The 18,845-nt window shown below is 62.9% G+C and carries 19 protein-coding genes; 8 read left to right on the top strand and 11 right to left on the bottom strand.

What is annotated here, in order from left to right:
* Positions 1 to 40 precede the first annotated feature (40 nt).
* From QZ501_RS08305 to QZ501_RS08295, 3 genes are all read right to left on the bottom strand, one after another.
* Positions 41 to 388, bottom strand: a complete 348-nt coding sequence (locus QZ501_RS08305) for a DUF86 domain-containing protein (protein WP_151441243.1) — start codon at positions 386 to 388, stop codon at positions 41 to 43.
* Positions 378 to 692, bottom strand: coding sequence for a nucleotidyltransferase family protein (locus QZ501_RS08300; protein ID WP_151441242.1), 315 nt, complete (start codon positions 690 to 692; stop codon positions 378 to 380). The genes QZ501_RS08305 and QZ501_RS08300 overlap by 11 nt, the downstream gene beginning before the upstream one ends.
* A 106-nt stretch (positions 693 to 798) precedes the next feature.
* Positions 799 to 1,293, bottom strand: a complete 495-nt coding sequence (locus tag QZ501_RS08295; protein WP_151441241.1) for a hypothetical protein — start codon at positions 1,291 to 1,293, stop codon at positions 799 to 801.
* A gap of 417 nt (positions 1,294 to 1,710) precedes the next feature.
* Here QZ501_RS08295 and QZ501_RS08290 point away from each other — a divergent pair, with 417 nt between their 5' ends.
* The gene (locus tag QZ501_RS08290) at positions 1,711 to 2,763 is read left to right on the top strand and encodes a DUF2333 family protein (RefSeq protein WP_295718688.1); all 1,053 of its coding nucleotides are present in this window, start codon (positions 1,711 to 1,713) and stop codon (positions 2,761 to 2,763) included.
* 125 nt (positions 2,764 to 2,888) lie between these two features.
* Here the strand turns inward: QZ501_RS08290 and QZ501_RS08285 are convergent, their stop codons facing one another.
* Entirely contained in the window at positions 2,889 to 4,868 is a 1,980-nt protein-coding gene (locus QZ501_RS08285; RefSeq protein WP_295718686.1) for a nucleoside-diphosphate sugar epimerase/dehydratase, read from the bottom strand.
* A gap of 219 nt (positions 4,869 to 5,087) precedes the next feature.
* Between QZ501_RS08285 and QZ501_RS08280 the strand changes: the two genes are divergently transcribed.
* Positions 5,088 to 5,447 carry a rhodanese-like domain-containing protein gene (locus QZ501_RS08280; protein ID WP_151441239.1) on the top strand — a complete coding sequence of 120 codons (360 nt, stop codon included), beginning with the start codon at positions 5,088 to 5,090 and terminating at the stop codon, positions 5,445 to 5,447.
* 2 nt (positions 5,448 to 5,449) lie between these two features.
* On the opposite strand, the gene QZ501_RS08275 is transcribed toward QZ501_RS08280, so the two are convergent.
* Positions 5,450 to 6,181, bottom strand: coding sequence for a Crp/Fnr family transcriptional regulator (locus QZ501_RS08275; protein WP_160897733.1), 732 nt, complete (start codon positions 6,179 to 6,181; stop codon positions 5,450 to 5,452).
* A gap of 225 nt (positions 6,182 to 6,406) precedes the next feature.
* Between QZ501_RS08275 and QZ501_RS08270 the strand changes: the two genes are divergently transcribed.
* Complete coding sequence (locus QZ501_RS08270) at positions 6,407 to 6,985, top strand: DUF2452 domain-containing protein (protein ID WP_151441237.1); 579 nt, start codon at positions 6,407 to 6,409, stop codon at positions 6,983 to 6,985.
* A 130-nt stretch (positions 6,986 to 7,115) separates the two neighbouring features.
* Here the strand turns inward: QZ501_RS08270 and QZ501_RS08265 are convergent, their stop codons facing one another.
* Positions 7,116 to 8,390: an MFS transporter gene (locus QZ501_RS08265; protein WP_295718682.1), complete on the bottom strand. Its 1,275-nt coding sequence runs from the start codon at positions 8,388 to 8,390 to the stop codon at positions 7,116 to 7,118.
* Positions 8,391 to 8,622: 232 nt separating this feature from the next.
* On the opposite strand from QZ501_RS08265, the gene QZ501_RS08260 reads away from it, so the two are divergent.
* Complete coding sequence (locus tag QZ501_RS08260) at positions 8,623 to 9,555, top strand: carbohydrate kinase family protein (protein ID WP_295718680.1); 933 nt, start codon at positions 8,623 to 8,625, stop codon at positions 9,553 to 9,555.
* A 173-nt stretch (positions 9,556 to 9,728) separates the two neighbouring features.
* Here the strand turns inward: QZ501_RS08260 and QZ501_RS08255 are convergent, their stop codons facing one another.
* Positions 9,729 to 10,685 (bottom strand): radical SAM protein, encoded by a 957-nt coding sequence (locus tag QZ501_RS08255; RefSeq protein WP_295718677.1) that lies wholly within the window; start codon positions 10,683 to 10,685, stop codon positions 9,729 to 9,731.
* A 320-nt stretch (positions 10,686 to 11,005) separates the two neighbouring features.
* Between QZ501_RS08255 and QZ501_RS08250 the strand changes: the two genes are divergently transcribed.
* Complete coding sequence (locus QZ501_RS08250; protein ID WP_151441233.1) at positions 11,006 to 11,779, top strand: enoyl-CoA hydratase; 774 nt, start codon at positions 11,006 to 11,008, stop codon at positions 11,777 to 11,779.
* A gap of 63 nt (positions 11,780 to 11,842) precedes the next feature.
* Here the strand turns inward: QZ501_RS08250 and QZ501_RS08245 are convergent, their stop codons facing one another.
* Positions 11,843 to 12,976, bottom strand: a complete 1,134-nt coding sequence (locus QZ501_RS08245) for a patatin-like phospholipase family protein (RefSeq protein ID WP_295718675.1) — start codon at positions 12,974 to 12,976, stop codon at positions 11,843 to 11,845.
* Between the two features lie 149 nt (positions 12,977 to 13,125).
* Here QZ501_RS08245 and QZ501_RS08240 point away from each other — a divergent pair, with 149 nt between their 5' ends.
* Complete coding sequence (locus QZ501_RS08240; RefSeq protein ID WP_151441231.1) at positions 13,126 to 13,440, top strand: hypothetical protein; 315 nt, start codon at positions 13,126 to 13,128, stop codon at positions 13,438 to 13,440.
* Positions 13,441 to 13,497: 57 nt separating this feature from the next.
* Here the strand turns inward: QZ501_RS08240 and QZ501_RS08235 are convergent, their stop codons facing one another.
* Both QZ501_RS08235 and QZ501_RS08230 read right to left on the bottom strand, forming a co-directional pair.
* Positions 13,498 to 13,917, bottom strand: coding sequence for a hypothetical protein (locus tag QZ501_RS08235; RefSeq protein WP_295718673.1), 420 nt, complete (start codon positions 13,915 to 13,917; stop codon positions 13,498 to 13,500).
* 55 nt (positions 13,918 to 13,972) lie between these two features.
* The gene (locus QZ501_RS08230) at positions 13,973 to 14,707 is read right to left on the bottom strand and encodes a hypothetical protein (RefSeq protein WP_295718671.1); all 735 of its coding nucleotides are present in this window, start codon (positions 14,705 to 14,707) and stop codon (positions 13,973 to 13,975) included.
* Positions 14,708 to 14,997: 290 nt separating this feature from the next.
* Here QZ501_RS08230 and selD point away from each other — a divergent pair, with 290 nt between their 5' ends.
* Together selD and QZ501_RS08220 are read left to right on the top strand one after the other, a co-directional pair.
* Complete coding sequence (gene selD / locus QZ501_RS08225; RefSeq protein ID WP_295718669.1) at positions 14,998 to 17,271, top strand: selenide, water dikinase SelD; 2,274 nt, start codon at positions 14,998 to 15,000, stop codon at positions 17,269 to 17,271.
* A gap of 86 nt (positions 17,272 to 17,357) precedes the next feature.
* Positions 17,358 to 17,939 (top strand): exopolysaccharide biosynthesis protein, encoded by a 582-nt coding sequence (locus tag QZ501_RS08220; protein ID WP_295718667.1) that lies wholly within the window; start codon positions 17,358 to 17,360, stop codon positions 17,937 to 17,939.
* A 6-nt stretch (positions 17,940 to 17,945) separates the two neighbouring features.
* On the opposite strand, the gene QZ501_RS08215 is transcribed toward QZ501_RS08220, so the two are convergent.
* On the bottom strand, positions 17,946 to 18,689 hold the full coding sequence (locus QZ501_RS08215) for a putative 4-mercaptohistidine N1-methyltransferase (protein ID WP_295718665.1): 744 nt from the start codon (positions 18,687 to 18,689) through the stop codon (positions 17,946 to 17,948).
* Between the last annotated feature and the right edge of the window lie 156 nt (positions 18,690 to 18,845).

Below are 18,845 nucleotides of genomic sequence, written 5' to 3'. Positions count from 1 at the left end.
CTGCAAGCAGGCTCCTACAGGGGTTGCATCCCTTAGGTACTCAGGAAAGCTCCTCCAGTGACTCGATCAAATCTGGAAGATCATTGCAGACTATGCTCCAGACAATGTCGTTATCAATTCCCAGATAGGCGTGAATAAGCCGATTGCGAGTCGCAATCATCTTCCGCCAGGGGATTTCCGGATGATCTTCCTGAACCCAGTCCGGGATCTTGGTGGCAGCTTCGCCGATCAGTTCCAGATTCCGCAGAGTCGCATCGTAAGTCAAAGTATCCTGTACAAACTTTTCCTGGTTCAGTCCCTCTGTGTAATTCACCGCTTTCTGCGCAAACTCGAGCATGTCACTCAGATAAAAGCGCCATTCACGGTGTTGGGTTTTATCAGCGCACATGGAGAGCATCCTTTTCCACAAAGGGCTTGAGTTCAGCCCTGAGCGCCTTGTCCGTCACCAGGTCAATACGTTTGTCGAGCAGATCTTCCAAGTAGAACTGAAGTCCAAAGTAATCGTTGGAAGTAGCTGGGCCCTTGAACTGCACCAGAATATCCACGTCACTATCCTCGCGCGCCTGCCCGCGAGCAGTTGAACCGAAAATGGCCAGATCGGCGACATTGAACTGTTTTTCAAGCTCAGGGAGATGCTCCCTGATCAGCGCGATCAGGCCATCCCGGCTGTTTGTAGGTCCACGATTACTCATACCCCGAAGCCTACCATCAAGCAGCAAAAGCGGCCACGCCCGCCAGTTGGGCAATACCAACCTGACGGGTTCCGAGATCGAGAAGACCTGTGATGTACTAAGGCAGTTATTCTGGCATGGGCGGACCACTGGCGCTTTTGATCCGCTTGCCCAGTAGATTGATAGCCCTGAAAAGGGGTGAATACTTCAACGGCGTCTCGAGCACCTCCATCTGCCCTCCATACTCCACGATGATTCGGTTTTGGCTGAAGGGGCCGAATCCTTCCTCCGCACGGATGGCGTCGATTTTTTCCAGGTTGAAAGCGTATTCACGATCCAGATAGAGCCGGAGCTGCTGGTCATCGCATTGATACAGAAGCTTCTCCTGGCTCCCCAGCCGGCCCAAATAATCGGGGAGCTCTGTAACGAACAGATACCCGACAAAGACGGCCAACACAATCACCACGCTCGTGAACTCTATCCGTAGGATACCGACCGTTATCTCGAGCAGAAGAAAGACGCCAAACAAAAGGGGAATGAAAAGCCCTCTTAAAAGTCGGTACCACTTCGCAAACCCAACATTGAGCCCAAGAGCCGATATGGACACGGTTTCAGAGTTCAATCTTTTTCCCCGCCCGCCTGTTGATTTCTTCCTGAATCAAAAGCCAGAGACCAGCATGTATCGAAAAAGGTAAAAACTCCCCACAAACCCCCTTGGCCTGCACAGAAGGAGACGAGACGATGAACGCGTGTGGATATCGAACCCTATCGCCACCCTCCCTGTACCGTCAACTTTACCCAGGTCAGCTTCTGGACTGCTCATCGGCATTTGTGACGGATGCTGCAGCAAAGGGGGGCTGCGGTGGTCGAAGGGCCTGGGACTGTAGGAACTTACCCTACAAGCGACCCCAGCCTATCGCGAGCTGGGCTCGCTCCTACAGGGGGTGATGATCGCGCCATGCACCCTGACCGATTCCGGGATCGCGGGAAGTCAGTTATCCTTGCGGCTGTGCAGTAATCAACGATGAAAGGAACCCCCATGGGAACTGTAAAACGGAAGATGCGGGCAATAACTGACCGGCTCCGGATGCCGAGGCTGCGTGCCCGGGGTCTGATCATGACGCCCCTGGTGGCTGGGCTGGCCGTTGCGGTGGGCCTGTTTGTGGTCTCTTTCTGGCCCAACAGTAACCCCGAGGCGCCGAAGCAGGATGCCATTGAGGAGGCGTTCACGGCCGATTCCGACCAGGACGAGCCGCCGGTGGGCTATTACACCACCGAGTCGCTGATCCGTTCCCTGGACGTTATCGTCAACAAGCGTGGCGGCTTTCTTTCCAACGACGTGCTGCCGCCCTTTGTGCTGATGGACAACATCGCGGCATGGGAGACGGGTGCGATCCGCCAGGCGCGGGATCTGTCACTGGCGCTGCGCAATGACGTCTCACGCTCCCAGTCACAGTCGAACGAGAACCCGAATCTGGTCCAGGCCCAGATCCTTCTCAACAACGACAGCGAGCGCTGGATCTTTCCCTCTGCCGAGGGCAAGTACAACGATGCCATTGAGGAGCTCAGGGCCTACCGGGACGATCTGGTGAACCCGGAAACCGCCCGGGGGGATTTCTACGCCCGGGCGGACAACCTGGCCACGATTCTCGACCTGATGAACAAGCGCCTGGGCAGCATGTCCCAGAACCTGGCCGCCAGCGTGGCGGAGAAGCGCCGGGCCACGATGCTGGCGAACGACCCCAGCGCGGCTGCCGCCAAGGCCCAGCCTGTGGAGCAGGTAAGCCAGACGCCATGGATGCAGGTGGATAATGTGTTCTACCAGGCCCGCGGCACCACCTGGGCGATGCTGGTCTATCTCAAGGCCATCAAGCGCGACTTCCGCAGCGTGCTTGAGGACAAGAACGCCATGGTCAGCCTTGAGCAGATCATCCGCGAACTGGAATACACCCAGCGCTCAATGACCAGCCCGATGGTGCTCAATGGCTCCCAGTTCGGCATGGTTCCGAACTATTCGCTGACGATGTCGTCCTATCTGACCCGAGCCAATGCCGGGCTGATCAACATCATCAGTCTGCTGCGGGACGGCTGATCCGCGTGCCTGTGTAGGAGTTTGCCTCGCAAGCGATACCTGGATCCATCGCGAGCAAGGCTCGCTCCTACTGAGGCATGAGGGGTTATCGCGAGCGGGGCTCGCTCCTACGGTAGGGTTATTGGCTATTCGAAGATGCGACGGATGGTTTCGCTGAGGTTGGCGCCGTCGCTGGTCATCGGGGCGTCGCCACCGTTGCGCCAGACCAGGTCGCAGACGCCGTCGTTGGGCTGGTAGCCGGTGGGGGCTGCTCGCAGGAGCTCCACGATGCGCTCGCAGTCGAAGCCTCGGCTGGCCAGCATCAGCTGCTCCAGAAGCTCCTCCAGTGAGGCCCAGGCCATATCGCTTTCCCGTGCCTTCATGATGCGCGGGTGGCGGGTGCCCTGGGGATTGTCGCCGATCAACAGCTCCTCGTAGAGTTTCTCCCCGGGGCGCAGGCCACTGAAGACCACTTCAATGTCGCCGTGGTGGTTGTCCTCGCTTTTCTCCGTAAGCCCCATCAGATGGATCATACGCCGGGCCAGGTCCGCGATACGCACGGGCTCGCCCATGTCCAGCACGAACACTTCACCACCCTCCCCCATGGTGCCGGCCTGCAGGACCAGCTGGCTGGCCTCCGGGATCGTCATGAAATAGCGGATGATGTCCGGATGGGTCACGGTCACGGGCCCACCACTGCGGATCTGTTCCCGGAACAGCGGCACCACGGAGCCGGAGGAGCCCAGTACGTTGCCGAAGCGCACCATTGAGAAGACCGTGTGTGTCTGGCGCCGGGCCAGCCCCTGCAGGACGAGTTCGGCCAGGCGTTTGCTGGCGCCCATCACGTTCGTGGGGCGCACGGCCTTGTCCGTGGAGATCAGCACAAACTTCTCCACGCCCGCGGCAATGGCGGATTCGGCGGTGTACCAGGTGCCGAAGACGTTGTTCTGCACCCCCTCGATCACGTTGTGCTCCACCAGCGGCACATGCTTGTAGGCGGCCGCGTGGTAGACGATGTTCACCCCGAAGCCGCGCATCACGCTCTCACACCGGCGCCGGTGGGTGACGCTGCCCAGCAGCGGGTGAATGGGAATCTCGAGCTGCTCGTTCTCACAGATGGTAAGCAGCTCACGCTCGGTGCTGTAGAGCGCGAATTCGGACTGCTCAAACAGCACCAGCACCGCGGGCTCCTGTCTCAGGATCTGGCGGCACAGCTCGGAGCCGATGGAACCACCGGCGCCGGTCACCATGACCACCTTCCCGCTGAGCGATTCCGCCACCTCCTCATTACGGTAGCGCACCGGGTCGCGGCCGAGCAGATCATCAATGTCCAGATCGCGCACATCACTGATCTGGGCCTGGCCGGTCACCAGCTCCGTTACGGAGGGCACGGTCTGTACCGGCACGGGCAGTCCTTCCAGGTCACTCAGCAGCTGGCGCCGGTCCACATCCGCACGTTCGTCAATCGCCAGCAGGATGCGCTCCACCTGGTGCTTGTGCACCGCCTTGCGGGCATGGCCCAGGTCATAGACCGGCAGGGCATTGATGGTGGTCCTGTGGTTGTCCGGCTCCAGGCTGATGAAGGCCACGGGGCGGTATTCGATGCCCTGCCCGAGGGCCGAGGCCAGCTGCAGGCCAGTCTCCCCCGCGCCAACGATCAGCACCGGCATTTTGCTCAGGTGGCGCGGGCGGTTGAGCACGGTGCGCACGCTGAAGCGGGTACCGGTGACGAACAGGAATGCCAGGGCCCCGTAAAGGAAGGGGACTGAGCGGGGCATGTCGACCCGCAGGATGAAGGCGGTCGCGATGAGCATCAGGGCCGAGCCGGTAACACCGGCAAGCACTGTCACCAGAGCCCGTTCGCTGAGATAACGGATGACGGCCCGATACAGACCCAGGCGCGCAAAGAGAAAGGTGGTTGCACCGGCGGTTACAGCGAACAGGGTCCAGTACTCCGCTCCCTGAAAGTGAAACAGAGTCTCGTAACGCAGGGAGAACGCCGCCCAGAGAGAAAACAGGACAAAGACCGCGTCCGACGCCACGGAAACAAGCCGCTTGTGGGGCCGCTCCAACGCGGCGAACCGCGAGAAAACGCGACGGAAGAGGGATTTGAGACGTCCGGTCATGCACCAGTCCTGTGGTGTGTTTGCGTTCAGTATAACAGCAGGCGCTTATACTGCCGTATCAACTGGGTTCATGGAATTGTCGGTGATTATCATCCACAGCACCGATGTGCGCCAATCCCGGAGAACGCGTACCCAACAGAATTGTCACTGGCCGGTAAGGGCTGGCGGGCGTTAATATTAGAAGGCACTGAAATAAATCAGAACGCACAAGGAGCCCGCATGAGCATCCGCACCCTCCCCGAAATCGTTGCCGAAACCAAGGCCAATCTTCACTGCCTCACGCCGGAAGCCGCCCGCAGCATGCTTGAGGACGAGCCGAATGCGCTGGTGATTGATGTGCGCGAGCCGGGCGAGGTGAGCGAGAAGCAGGCGGCGGGTACCATCAACCTGCCCCGGGGCATTCTGGAGATGAAGATTCCGGAGTACACCACCGACCCGGACACCCCCATCTTCCTGCATTGCGCCACCGGCGGCCGTGCCGCGCTGGCTGCGGAAGCGCTTGAGCGGCTGGGATTCCGGAATGTCAGCATCATCGACTGCAGCTGCGATGAGGTGATGCAGGCGCTGGGCGCCGCCTGAGGTTACAGGCAGCGCTCTTCCAACGCCCTGCGATCGGGGATGAACAGGCGGCCGCGGCGCAGCTCGAATACACCTTCCTCGGCCATGTCCCGCATCAGCCGGGAGAGGGTTTCCGGCTGCATGGCCAGGCGTGTGGCAATCTGGTTCTGGGGCAGGGGCAGCTCCACCTCGATGTTGTAACGCTGGTCGTCCGGCACGAATTCCAGCAAGTAGCGCATCACCCGCTGCACGCCCCGCCGCACCGTCATCACCTCCAGATCCCGGAACCGCTGGACCATGCGTGAGGCATACTGGCGCAGCAGCAGCTGGCTGTAGGCCGGGTTCCGTTCGAGGATCGCCCGGAAACGATCCGTGGGAATAGCCAGAAGCTCGGTCCTGCGCAGCGGTTCGGCGTAGGCCACATAGCGGGCCGGGTCCGCGTAGATCATCACATCCGCGAACACCTCCCCCGGGCCGTGACTGTCCAGGGTGCGTTCCTGGCCGGTGGTGTCCAGCCGGTACAGGCGCAGCCGCCCGCTCACCACATAGAAGAACTCGTAGGCCGGTGAATCCTGTTTGTACAGCACCTGCCCCCGACGCAGCTTGAGCAGACGGATGCTTTCCCCGAGATCCTCAAAATCCCGACGCGACAGGCCATTGAACAACGGATGCTGGCCCAGCAGCGCCATGCCGGAGCCCGGGTTCTGGCACCGCTCGTCATCTTCCCGCGCAAGGGTCTGGATGTCGTCGCTCATGCAGTCATTCATACCAGGGGATCATCGTAAGCTATAACGTTATTGTCCAATATGCACTTTATCAATGGATAAGGGGGTCTGCCTCTTGCCCTGATGGCTGAGCAGGCTATCCCCAAATGGGTAAGACGCTTCCCTTCAATGCAGGAGCGAGCTTGCTCGCGATATCCTCGTGTCGCTTGCGAGCAAGCTCCTACAGAAGGAGATCTTTGTGGTAAGGTACGCCACATGCCTGAGAATCCAAACCCCCAGGGCAAGGGTCTGCGGCCGGTTCTGGCTTTCCTTGAGGAGAGCCGCGCGCCGGCGCTCATGGCCCAGCCCAAGCAGATCAAGCAGATTTCACTGGAGCTGTTCACGTCGCTGTTCGTTCTGGAGAGCGATTTCAAGTTCAAGCCTGTGCGCGGGAACACCTACTGGCTCTACCAGAAGAACGGCCGTTTCTGGCTCTCGCCCATCCATCCGGATGAGTGGAGCGAGGACGTTTACGGCCGCTACATCGGCGAGTGTGAGCTGCACGAGGACATGACCTGGTCGCTGGAGATGTGCGAGGAGGCAGCAGCTGATCCGCAGCTGATGGCCAGCCTGGAGCAGCGCTGGGAATCGTTCGAGGAGGCCATGGAGGAGTCCGAGACGGTGGAGGACGCCCTGCCCCGCTATCAGGGTCAGATGCCGTTTTACCAGCGCGCCTATGCCTTCGCCCTGGCCCATTCCCTGCGCGCCTCCATGCAGGGCTCGGGGATCCAGGCGCTGTCCTACCGCGAGGCCCAGGCGCAGCTGCCGGATGATTCCGGGGCTGACGCGACATAACTGATCGCGAGCGAGCTCGCTCCTACACAGGATTCGCTCCTACACAGGAAGGGTTGCCCGATTTGTAGGAGCTTGCTTGCAAGCGATTCCAAAAACCATCGCTAGCAAGCTCGCTCCTACAAGGGTGGGGTCAGCGGTACCAGTCCGGGGGCTCTGGTTCTGTCTCCGGGCCAGCGTCTTCCTCCTCATACGCTCGCGGGTCCAGTTCCACGAGTGTGGGCGCGCTGCGTGTCATCATCCGGAAGGGACTGCGGATGCGCTCGAAGTGGCGGCGCTGCACCAGGGCGGCGATTGCGACCAGGGCGCTGATTACCCCCATGTAGATGAACAGCCCACCCGGCGGTGTGCGCGCCAGTATGGAACCGCCGAGGATGGGGCTGATGGCCGCGCCTATACCCCAGAGGAAGATCAGCGCTGCGGATACCCCGACGAAATTGCCCTCGTCCTGGCTGTCGTTCGCCAGAGCCACGGACAGTGGGTACAGGGTGAACACAAACCCGCCCAGCAGCGCGGAAAGCCCGACCAGCGGCCAGAGCGGAACACGGCCCGCCGCTGCCATCATGGCAGCCGTGATCAGGGTTGTAGCGGCCGCCACCAGAAGGATCAGCGGGCGCCGCCCGAAGCGGTCGGAAAAGTGCCCGATCGGCCACTGGAGGGCCACGCCTCCCAGAACCAGCCCCGCCATCAGCGGCGCCACGTCGGAAACCGCCAGATTCATGCGCAGCGCCGCCAGCGGGATCAGCGTGTAGACCGCGCCACTGAGCAGCCCCGCGCCCAGGCAGGTGATCACCGCCAGGTGCGAGTCCCGCCAGGTCTGGCCCAGTGCCATGCGCGCCTGCGCCAGGGGCTCGGGCGGGTTGCTGGCACGGCTGAGGGCCACGGGCACCAGACACAGGGCAAACAGCACGCCCACAATCATGAACAGTTCCGGCCCCTGCGGATCCCCCAGGTGCATCAGGAACTGCCCCATGCCGATGCCGGCGTAGGTGATGATCTGGTAGGCGGAGAAAACGGTGCCCCGGTTGGAAGGCTCGGCCCGCTCGTTCAGCCAGCTTTCCACCACCATGTAGATGCCGGAGGTGGAGAAGCCGATCAGGATCCGCAGCAGGAACCAGCACACCCCCGTCACATAGAGCCCCTGCAGCAGTATCGCCACGGTACACAGCGCCGCGAAGATGGCAAAGGCCCGGATGTGGCCGGCCTGGCGGATCACCCAGCCGCCTTTCTGGGAGCCGATCACCAGACCAATGTAGTAGGCGGAGAGGACCAGCCCCTTCGCCTGCCCGCTCATATCCTCGAAGCTCAGGCGCACACTGAGCAGGGTCCCCATGAGCCCCACACCCAGCAACAGAACGCCGATCGAGAACATCAGCGCGGTGATCGATACCCAGAACTGGCGCTCCATTTCCGGTTACTCCCGTCTCAACAGTGGGTTACGCAATTTTCCTGTTGCAGCCACCCGTTTCCGATTTGAAACAGAGGCCAGACAAAGGTAGCCTGCAAGGCGACCGTGGGGCCGGAAGCCCCAATCACACGACAAACACGCTTCCAGCACGGCCTCACTCCATGACTGACGCCGCATGGCGGTAAACAGCCTGTTTACCCGTGCACCGTTGGCAGAACACAGGAGACTACCTATGACAGCACTGATCTGTGGATCGTTCGCTTACGACACCATCATGACCTTTGACGGCAAGTTCAAGGACCATATCATGCCTGACCGCGTTCACATGCTGAACGTGGCTTTCCTGGTACCGGAGCTGCAGCGCAACTTCGGCGGCACCGCCGGCAACATTGCCTACAACATGAAACTGCTCGGCGGCGACGGCCTCGCCATGGCCACCGTTGGCGCGGACTTTGGCGGCTACCGCGAGTGGCTCAACAAGCACGGCATCAACGACAGGTACGTGAAGACCATCGATTCCGAGTACTGCGCCCAGGCGTACATCACCACGGACATGGAAGACAACCAGATCACGGCCTTCCACCCGGGCGCCATGAACCACGCCCACACCCAGAGCGTGCCGACCGACGAAGGCATCAAAATGGGCATTGTCGCGCCGGACGGCCGCGACGGCATGATTGAGCACGCACGCCAGTTCGCGGATGCGGGCATCCCCTTCATGTTCGATCCGGGCCAGGGCCTGCCGATGTTCGACGGCAATGACCTGGAGTGGTTCATTGATAAGGCGACCTGGGTTGCCGTGAACGACTATGAAGCGGGCATGCTGGAAGAGAAGACCGGCCTGAGCCGCCAGCAGATCGGCGAGAAGGTTGAAGCCCTGATCGTGACCCTGGGCGGTGAAGGCTCCGTGATCTACGCTGACGAGGAAGTGCACGTGGAACCGGTCAAGCCGGCCGCCATCAAGGACCCGACGGGTTGCGGCGATGCGTATCGCGCTGCCCTGCTGACCGGTCTGAGCGAAGGCAAGGACTGGAAGACCGCAGGCCGCATGGCGTCCCTGATGGGCTCCATCAAGGTTGCCAGCACTGGCCCGCAGAACCATTCGCTGACGCGTGATGAGTTCGCGAAGCAGTTCAAGGATGCGTTTGGTGTGGCGCTGGACTGATCGCCAGTCGTGATCGCGGCCATGGCCGCTCCTACGCTTGAGAATGCCCGGCCCTGCGCCGGGCATTTTTGGTTGCAGAAACCGTAGGAGCAGCTACAGCTGCGATCATGAGCTGCGATCCTGCCCTGGCCAGGAGAGGGATCGCGGCCTTGGCCGCTCCTACAGGGGTGAGCTCAGCCGGAGCAGCTGGCGCCGCCGAGGACGCAGAACCTGGCGCAGTGGGGGTGGTTCAGGGGGACTTCCTGGAAGCTTTCGCTCAGGGTCTGGCCCAGCTCGAACTCGGGCTGATATGGCAGCAGGGTGCAGGGCACCACCACCGGATGGTCCGCGCCCTTGCGCTTGATCACCATGCGGGAGCTGGCGCACATCTGGGCATCCGGGGAGACCTGGAGCTTGCTCCAGCAGGCGGTCGTGATCTCCGGCACATCCACCTTCTCGTCCATTTCCGGGAACAGGACCACCTGGTGCGGATCGTGGGCGTCCATGTCGATGCCCTCACGCTCGAACAGCCGCGCAAAACCGGCGCGCATCTGCTCCTCCGTTTCCCCCGAAAACAGCCGGCCGGCGATGTCGAGGTTGAAGCCGTGCTCACTGAGCCACTGCATGCCCTGGATCGCCGGATCCCAGGAGCGCTTACCGCGTTCCTGCTCGTGCACGTCCTTGCTGTAGTGGTCGATGGAGATGCGCATGGTCAGGCGGTCGCCGTACTGCTGATGCACTTCCAGCAGCGGCTCGCTCACCTTCATCATCGGCTTCATGGCATTGGTCAGCACCAGCGCCTCATAGCCCCGGCGCAGCACCTCATCCAGGATCGGCACCATGTCCGGGTTCATGAACGGCTCACCGCCGGTGAACGCAATGGTCGTCGTCCCGAACCCTTCCCTTTCAATCTCATCCAGATACGCCGCCACCTCGCCCAGGCTGATGTAGACCAGGCTGTCGTTACTGGGTGAGGACTCGATGTAGCAGTGCTCGCAGGTGAGGTTGCACAGGGTGCCGGTGCAGAACCAGAGCGTTTCCAGCTTTTTCAGGTGCACACTCGCCCGCGGCTCGCCATCCGCAGTCGTCCACGGATCCCGGAACTTGCGTGGATCCAGAAGCTTCAGGGGTTGGGCTACGGTCTCTTCCATTATCGATTCCTGTCCTGTTACCGACTTCTCTTGTTTCTGATACGCACCAGACAGCGTGTGGACCATGATGTTACAGAATCGATGCGGGCCGTTATACTCTGCGATCAAGCCATTTCGGCCAACAGTGACCATTGCCTGCGGTATTCAGACTCCCCGTAGGAGCTTGCTTGCAAGCGATCCGAATATCGCGAGCAAGGCTCGCTCCTACAGGGCACAGGAATTGCGGCTACGGCTGTAGGAGCCTGCCTTGCAGGCGATCCGGGTATCGCGAGCAAGCTCGCTCCTGCAGTGCGCGCATCAACCACTTTCGGGGAACAACAATGACCGACAACATCATCCAGGAAAAAAGCCACCAGATCCTGATCCTGCGCATCAACCGCCCGGACCAGAAAAACGCCCTCACCCACGCCATGTACACCGCCCTGGCGGACGGCCTGGCCGAGGGCCATAACGACCCGGACATCCGCGCCATCCTGATCACCGGCAACACCGAATGCTTCACCGCCGGCAACGACCTCTCCGAATTCGCCAACGGCATGCCGGACGAATTCCAGCATACCCCGGTTGGTCGCTTCCTGTTCGGGCTGGCGGAAGCCACCAAACCGGTTGTGGCCGCCGCCAACGGCCCCGCCGTGGGCATCGGAACCACCCTGCTGCTGCACTGCGACCTCGCCTGGGCCGGCAGCAACACCACCTTCCGCATGCCCTTCACCAACCTGGGCCTTTGCGCGGAGGGCGCCTCCAGCCTGCTGCTGCCGCGCTGGCTCGGCCGTGCACGCGCCGGGGAACTGCTGCTGCTCGGGCGCCCCTTCGATGCGGAGAAAGCTGAGCGCTACGGCCTGATCAACGGCGTCTGCGATCCCTCCGAGACTGAAACCAACGCCTGGAACGCCTGCCTGGAGCTGGCCGCCCTCCCGCCGGCCGCCCTGCGCGCCACCAAGGAATTGATGAACGCCGCAACAGCGGAAGAGGTCTCCGGGGCCATGACGCGCGAGGGCCAGCGGTTTGCCGAACGCCTGCAGTCACCCGAAGCGGCGGAGGCCTTCAAGGCCTTCAGTGAGAAACGGGCACCGGACTTTTCCCGGTTCTCGTAGGAGCCGCTACAGCGGCGATTGTCGCGGCCATGAACCATGCTCGGATCGCGGCCATGGCCGCTCCTACAGGTTCCCGGTGCCGAAGAATTGGGCGATCTCGTCGCTCTGGGCCTGGGCATCCTTGTAGCCCAGTTCGATCAGGTCCCGACAGAAGCGGTGATCGAACAGCAGGTAGCTGCCCAGGCTGGCGCCGGAGACGTTCCCGTCCTCCGGCACCCCCGCGAGGGTTCTCAGGATGGTGGGCAGACCGTCCATGTACTGCTCCGCAATGTCCTCCAGCGGCTGGCTGGGTGAGATGTCCAGCAGCTCGATCGGCTTGAGATCCAAGCCCGCCCCGGTCAGCGCCGCCTGCGGGATCAGCTCGACCAGCTGGTTGATCAGGTCCAGGCGTTCGATGTCGTAATCCAGGGTGTCCAGGAAGAGCCCGTTGAACACATGGCTCATGATCTGCCCGAAAGTGGGGATTGCCGGATGCTCCGGGCGCTTGGGCTCGGTCTGGCTGTTGCCGCTGACGCCGATGATGACCACCTTTTCCGCGCCCAGGCGGATCGCCGGACTGATGTGGGCGATCTGCCGGGTCACACCATCGCCGAAGTATTCCCGGTTGATGTGCACCGGTTCGAACAGCGTGGGAATCGCGGATGAGGCCATCACGTGATCCAGCGTCAGCTCTGTGCGTGAGCCGGCGCGCTGCCCGTTGCTCCAGCTGGTGACGTCCGTGCTCCCTTCGAAGAAGCACAGGTTGCGGCCCGTGGTGTAGCCGCAGGCGTTGAGCCCGAGCGCGCGCAGGTGCCCCTGTTCGATGGTCTGGTGGATGGCATCAAAGTCCAGCTCCTTCTCCAGGAGCCGGCGCAGCGGCTCATTGTTCAGCAGGGACAGGCTGTGACGCTGTTCACCACCGGAGATCAGCTTGCGCGCCACCCGGCTCATGTTGCGCATGATGGCAAAGGAGCCGGCATGGTAGACCTGATCCACGCTCAGGTTCGCCCAGATGTTTTCCAGCTGACTCACGTTGTGCCGGAAGATACTGCCGCCCCCGGCCAGGGCCGCGGCGTTGATGGCCCCCGCCGAAGTGCCAACCACCACGTCAAACGGGTAACCGCTGCCGGGATACATATCCGAGATCGCCCGTAATACGCCCACCTGATAGGCGGCCCGGGCGCCGCCGCCGGTCAGTACCACGCCGGTATGCGTCATCCTGCACTCCTGACTCGGTTACTGTATTACTGTCAGCATAGCGGCTCTGCCGGGAAACGTGTTATCAAGGCAGCAGTGATGCGGGCCACCGGCCTGCGCGTGAGAGTGACGGATCGCGGCCATGGCCGCTCCTACAGCGGGAGATCTGAATGGGAATAGCGCGACAACTGACGGCACTGGTCACAGCCACTGGGATGCTGGCCGGCTGCGCCGCCAATCCCAGCCCGGAGGCGGCGCGGATTGTGGAGGCGCACCCTTCCGAGGTGGAGGGCTGTGAGCCTGTGGGCTCCGTCTACGGCAGTTCCTCGGGATTCCACTGGTCCCAGGGTGAAGCCATGGCCGCTGCCCGCAACCATGCGCTGGAGAGTGCCGCGAGGCGGGATGCCACCCATGTGGTCTGGCAGCACGACGAGACCAGCATCACGCCGGAGGTCAGTGGTACGGCCTACCGGTGCGCGCGGTAGGCCCGCAGGAGCCTGCTTGCAGGCGATTCCGGAAACCCATCGCGAGCAAGCTCGCTCCTACAGGGTATCTGCTGGTTTGCGGCGAGCGCCCATCAGAACCATGAACAGCGCGGTTCCGATGCCCCAGGCGCCGTTGAGGATAAGCCCTCCAGCCCAGGTGGAAGCGGATACATCCAGCCCCTTGAGCGGGAAAACCACCAGCATGGCGACAGCCGTGGGCAGCACCGCCCCGAACACCAGCGAGACACCCCAGTAGCCCAGCGTGCCCATGCGCCGGACCACCGCCCACAGCGGCAGCCCCCAGAGTCCACCCCAGAACGCCAGCGAGACCACCGCCGGCACGCCCAGAGGCGCCCTCGGCTCCATGTTGTAGGGCGCGGCAGGAACCATCTCGGCGAGATACATCAGACCCAACACCCCCTGATGGAACACCAGGGTTGCGAGGAATGCAGCAACAAACGACTTGAGCCAGACCATGACCATCCTTCCGGTTTGCGGATACTGCTCTCCAGACTAGCAGTTCCCGCCCGGATTAAAACCGCAGCCGCAGACTCCCGATCAGATTATGCGAGCGCATCGAGAGATTGCTTTTGACCCCATTGGTCGCCTCCAGGCTGATGTCCTCCCAGGAGCGGTAGCGGTAGGACACTTCCAGATCCAGTACACTGAACGGCTGCCAGACCAGACCGCCGATCAGCTGGTAGCCATAGGTGATGTCACTCTCATCCATCACAACGCCTCGACCCCGTGCGCTGTGCTGATCAAAATTCACCTCCGCCAGGCCAAACCCGAAGCCGCCAACCAGCGCCGTACTGCTGGTCAGACTGAAGTCCCCGATGGCATTGGCAAACCCGAACGCCGCCTCGGACTGACCCGACACATCACTCACCCGATCGCGGCTGCCCTCCTCCTCGACGTCGCCGGTTTCCTCATCCACCACCGGATCATCATCAACCGCGGGCTCCTCGTTCGTGGTGTCATCAAAGACCATGCCGCTCACACGATCCCTCTGGAAGCCGAGCTCAAGCTCCGTCCGGCCATTGAAGGTCCCACTGCCCTCAGACGCCCGCCCGATACTCACCGACACCGTCTCACCCCCTTCATAGGAGCCGATCACACGGGTGTCCCCGCCGTCACCATAGGCGAAGCGCGTATCCCGGAAATCGGAATAGCCACCGTTCACACCGATGTAGTAACTTTGCGCCTGCAGTGGTGTCGCCAGCACCAGCAGGATCAGCACAGCCACCGCGGAAAAGGCCTGCCTCATGCGATATCTCTCCCTGTCGCTGTATCGCGAGGGGCATTGATACCATAGCGCGCTTGGTGATTCCGTGGCGCTCTTAACAGTGCCGGGAATCAGGCCAGATTATCGCGAGCAAGTTCGCTCCTACAGGGCAGCGGTTTGCAGGGGCCGTAGGAGCTTGCTTGCAAGCGATGCGTGGACTTTATCGCGAGCAAGCTCGCTCCTACGGGGTGTGGCCCCGCGAAACCGGTAATCACTTCTCACCGTACAAAGCAGCGCGGTACAGGCAACAGACCATCACTCAAGAGGTACCAATGGACCAACCAGACCAGCCAGTACTCCGCGACATCGTCCTCATCGGAGGTGGCCACAGCCACGTCGGCGTACTGCGCAACTTCGCCATGAACCCCATCCCGGGCGTGCGCCTCAACCTCATCTGCCGCGACACCCACACCCCCTACTCCGGCATGCTCCCCGGCTACATCGCCGGCCACTACAGCTACGACGACGTCCACATCGACCTCAGCCGCCTGGCCGAGTTCGCCGGTGCCCGTTTCTACCGCAGCGAAGCCATCGACATCGACCGCACCAACCAGCGCGTCATCTGTCGCGACCGCCCGGCCATTCCCTACGACCTGCTATCCATCAACATCGGCTCCACACCACGGGTAGACCAGGTCGCCGGGGCCGAGGATCACAGCGTCCCGGTCAAGCCCATCAACCGCTTCAACAACCGCTGGCAGACCCTGCTCGAACGCATGGAGAACCACGAGGGCGAGCTCAATGTGGCCGTGGTTGGCGGCGGTGCCGGGGGCGTGGAACTGACGCTGGCCATGCAGTACCGCCTGCGCAATGAGCTGGGCGCCATGGGCAAGGACCCGGAGGCAGCCCGTTTCCACCTCTTCAATGCTTCTGATCAGCTCCTGCCCACGCACAACAGCAGCGTTCGCCGCCGATTCGAGTCCGTTCTGCAGGAAAGGGGCGTGAATGTTCACGAACGAACGCGGATTGAGCAGGTTAACGACCGCCAGCTGGTGGCTTCCAGCGGCGCGACCTTCGAGGCGGACGAAGTCCTCTGGGTCACCCAGGCCGGCGGCGCGGAATGGCTGACCGGCACCGGGCTGGAACTCGACGAGGGCGGTTTCATCCGGGTTCGCGACACCCTGCAGACCGTTACGGACCCCAACATCTTCGCCGCCGGCGACATCGCCACCATGGTCAATCACCCGCGCGAGAAGGCAGGGGTCTTTGCCGTGCGCCAGGGCAAACCGCTGGCCGAGAACCTGCGGCGGGCCGTGCATGGCAAGGCACTGAAGGACTACCACCCGCAGAAACAGTGGCTGGCCCTGATCAGCACCGGCGACCAGTACGCCGTGGCCTCGCGCGGGTCCTTCGGGGTTGCGGGCGAGTGGGTCTGGCGCTGGAAGGACTGGATCGACCGGCGCTTCATGGCGAAGTTCAACAACCTCCCGGCCATGAGCGAGGACAGCAAGGACGACCCCACCTCAGGCATCGCCCTGAGCAGCGAGGAAGCCCAGCAGGCCATCTCGGCGGTGGCCATGCGCTGCGGCGGCTGCGGTGCCAAGGTGGGTAGCACCGTGCTCTCGCGGGCCCTGAACAGCCTCCAGCCCATTGAGCGCGACGACGTCCTGGTGGGCCTCCATGCGCCGGACGACGCCGCCGTGGTGCGGGTACCGGACGGCATGGCCATGGTGCACACCGTGGACTTCTTCCGCGCCTTCATCGACGACCCCTACATCTTCGGCCAGGTCGCCGCCAACCACAGCCTCGGGGACCTCTTTGCCATGGGCGCCGAGGCCCAGAGCGCCACAGCCGTGGCCACGGTGCCCTACGGGCTGGAATCCAAGGTGGAGGACGTGGTCTACCAGATGATGGCCGGCGCCGTGGAGACCCTGAACGAGGCCGGCTGCGCCCTGGTCGGCGGCCACACCGGCGAGGGCAAGGAACTGGCCCTGGGGTTCGCCGCCAACGGCTACATCGACCCGGACACCGTCATGAGCAAGGGCGGCATGAAGCCCGGGGACGTGCTGATCCTGACCAAGCCCGTCGGCACCGGCACCCTGTTCGCCGCCCATCCACGCCTGGAGGCCAAGGGGCGCTGGATCGATTCGGCCCTGGCTTCCATGCTCGTCTCCAACCAGAAGGCCGCCCGCTGCATCCATGAACACGGCGCCCAGGCCTGCACCGATGTGACCGGCTTCGGCCTGCTCGGCCACCTGGTGGAAATGACCCGCCCCTCGGGCGTGGATGCGGAGCTGGACCTGAGCGCCATACCGGTGCTGCCCGGCGCCGAGGAAACCGCCGCCTCCGGCATCCTGAGCTCACTGCAGCCGGCCAACGTGCGCCTGCGCCGCGCCATCCGCAACCAGGAGGAGGTGGTGAACCATCCCCGCTACCCGCTGGCCTTCGACCCCCAGACCGCTGGCGGCCTGCTGGCGAGCGTGCCGGCGGACCAGGCGGACGCCTGTGTGGCCGAACTGAAAGCCCTGGGGTACCCGGAAACGGCGGTCATCGGCCGGGTGAAGGAGCAGGGCGAGGCACTGGAGCCGATCCTTCTCAATCCCTGAGGGCTGTTAATGGCCCACTCATGCTCCGGCGATCCAAAACGTGTAGGATTTCCGCATAGTCACTGGGGTGGAGCACGGTTGCCGGCATGAGCCAATCAATGGGGATCACGGATGTCCTCCTGAGGGTCCGTGAGCAGACGACCACGGAACAGGTGCCGGTGGACACGCTCATCACCGCCCTCGAGTCACGGGGTTTCGGGCCATTGCTGCTCGCCCCCGCGCTGCTTGCCCTGCTGCCCACCGGGGCCATACCGGGCGTACCCAGCGTCTGCGGCATCCTGATCTTCCTGATCGCCATTCAGGGCAGCCTGGGCCGGCGTTCCCCCTGGGTGCCCCGGCGCCTGCGCGAACTCAGCATCCACAGGCAGAACCTGATCCGCGCCATCGACCGGGCCCAGCCCGTGACACGCCGGATCGACCGCCTGTTCTCACACCGACTGTCACTGCTCACCCACCCCTGGGCCAACAGCCTCATCTTCCTGGCCTGCGCGGTGTCCGGGCTGACGATGATCCCGCTGGAACTGATCCCCTTCGCGGCCGCCGTTCCCGCACTGGCGATCTCCCTGGCCGCCATCGGCATCAGCACCCGCGACGGGCTTGTCATCATCGGGGCCGGCCTCGCGGCCGCCGGGGCCCTCTACCTTCTGGTTACGAACTGGCCTTTCTGAGCGGACTCAATCCATCCGCTCCCAGACAGTCAACTGGGCCAGGGTATGCTGGTGCTTGCGCCGCGTTTCGCGGATCACGAAGGGGACGTCCTCGGGCTCGGCGGCCAGCCGCATGCCAGGCTCCAGGTGGGCCCGCATGCCATCCAGCACCGTCACCGGCTCGCCATCGGCACCGTAGTAACCGCCGATCCAGCTTTCGCGCGGCGTGAACTCGGGCAACAGCGTGTAGGGCGACGTCACCACCAGCACCCCGCCCGGATTCAGGCGCTCCCGAAGCCCACCGAGAAACGGCCCCGGATTCGGCATACGGTCGATCAGGTTGCCAGCGAAGATCAGGTCATAGCCGTTGTACTCCGGCCCCAGATTGCCCGCATCGCCCTCCTCGAACGACACCCGCGCGGCTTCCCCGGCCAGCCCGAGCTCGGCCAGGGACGCGGTCTCCTGGTGACCGATCTCGCCTTCATCCACCAGCTGGTAGCTCAGCTCCCCATCCCGGCGCAGCCGCTCCGCCGCCTCAATGAACCGATGCGAGAGGTCCATGCCCAGCACATGCCCAAACCCTCTGGCCAGCTCCAGGGTACTGCGCCCGGTGGCACAGCCCAGGTCCAGGGCGCGCTCGCCCCGGGGCTTGGCTTGCAGACAGCGCTCGGCACAGGCTTTCGGGAAGTTCGGTACGCCGAAGTGCTTTGGGCCGTAATGGAAGTCCATGTACTGGCCCAGTTGTTCATCCGTCTCGTAGAAATCCGTCATCCAGAAACCCCAAAATCAATGCGGTTACTCTGTAGGAGCGAGCTCGCTCGCGATGGTCTCGGGTATCGCTTGCAAGCAAGCTTCTCTAAAGCGGGCGTCGGGATCAACCCACGCCCGTTGACTCTGGTTAAGGATTGGGTTCGACGAGCTTTCAGG

This window comes from uncultured Halovibrio sp. (assembly GCF_913056445.1).
GTDB classification, from domain to species: domain Bacteria; phylum Pseudomonadota; class Gammaproteobacteria; order Pseudomonadales; family Oleiphilaceae; genus Halospina; species Halospina utahensis_B.
The sequence above is the reverse complement of the archived record's forward strand: the minus strand, read 5'-3'. Positions and strand labels throughout refer to the sequence as shown.

What these genes read in the sequence shown, in the direction of transcription:
- QZ501_RS08305 (WP_151441243.1), bottom strand. Translation starts at nt 388, where the DNA reads ATGTGCGCTGATAAAACCCAACACCGTGAATGGCGCTTTTATCTGAGT.
- QZ501_RS08300 (WP_151441242.1), bottom strand. Translation starts at nt 692, where the DNA reads ATGAGTAATCGTGGACCTACAAACAGCCGGGATGGCCTGATCGCGCTG.
- QZ501_RS08230 (WP_295718671.1), bottom strand. Translation starts at nt 14,707, where the DNA reads ATGAGGCAGGCCTTTTCCGCGGTGGCTGTGCTGATCCTGCTGGTGCTG.
- QZ501_RS08255 (WP_295718677.1), bottom strand. Translation starts at nt 10,685, where the DNA reads ATGGAAGAGACCGTAGCCCAACCCCTGAAGCTTCTGGATCCACGCAAG.
- QZ501_RS08270 (WP_151441237.1), top strand. Translation starts at nt 6,407, where the DNA reads ATGCCTGAGAATCCAAACCCCCAGGGCAAGGGTCTGCGGCCGGTTCTG.
- QZ501_RS08265 (WP_295718682.1), bottom strand. Translation starts at nt 8,390, where the DNA reads ATGGAGCGCCAGTTCTGGGTATCGATCACCGCGCTGATGTTCTCGATC.
- QZ501_RS08280 (WP_151441239.1), top strand. Translation starts at nt 5,088, where the DNA reads ATGAGCATCCGCACCCTCCCCGAAATCGTTGCCGAAACCAAGGCCAAT.
- selD (WP_295718669.1), top strand. Translation starts at nt 14,998, where the DNA reads ATGGACCAACCAGACCAGCCAGTACTCCGCGACATCGTCCTCATCGGA.
- QZ501_RS08235 (WP_295718673.1), bottom strand. Translation starts at nt 13,917, where the DNA reads ATGGTCTGGCTCAAGTCGTTTGTTGCTGCATTCCTCGCAACCCTGGTG.
- QZ501_RS08260 (WP_295718680.1), top strand. Translation starts at nt 8,623, where the DNA reads ATGACAGCACTGATCTGTGGATCGTTCGCTTACGACACCATCATGACC.
- QZ501_RS08250 (WP_151441233.1), top strand. Translation starts at nt 11,006, where the DNA reads ATGACCGACAACATCATCCAGGAAAAAAGCCACCAGATCCTGATCCTG.
- QZ501_RS08285 (WP_295718686.1), bottom strand. Translation starts at nt 4,868, where the DNA reads ATGACCGGACGTCTCAAATCCCTCTTCCGTCGCGTTTTCTCGCGGTTC.
- QZ501_RS08240 (WP_151441231.1), top strand. Translation starts at nt 13,126, where the DNA reads ATGGGAATAGCGCGACAACTGACGGCACTGGTCACAGCCACTGGGATG.
- QZ501_RS08215 (WP_295718665.1), bottom strand. Translation starts at nt 18,689, where the DNA reads ATGACGGATTTCTACGAGACGGATGAACAACTGGGCCAGTACATGGAC.
- QZ501_RS08290 (WP_295718688.1), top strand. Translation starts at nt 1,711, where the DNA reads ATGGGAACTGTAAAACGGAAGATGCGGGCAATAACTGACCGGCTCCGG.
- QZ501_RS08245 (WP_295718675.1), bottom strand. Translation starts at nt 12,976, where the DNA reads ATGACGCATACCGGCGTGGTACTGACCGGCGGCGGCGCCCGGGCCGCC.
- QZ501_RS08275 (WP_160897733.1), bottom strand. Translation starts at nt 6,181, where the DNA reads ATGAGCGACGACATCCAGACCCTTGCGCGGGAAGATGACGAGCGGTGC.
- QZ501_RS08220 (WP_295718667.1), top strand. Translation starts at nt 17,358, where the DNA reads ATGAGCCAATCAATGGGGATCACGGATGTCCTCCTGAGGGTCCGTGAG.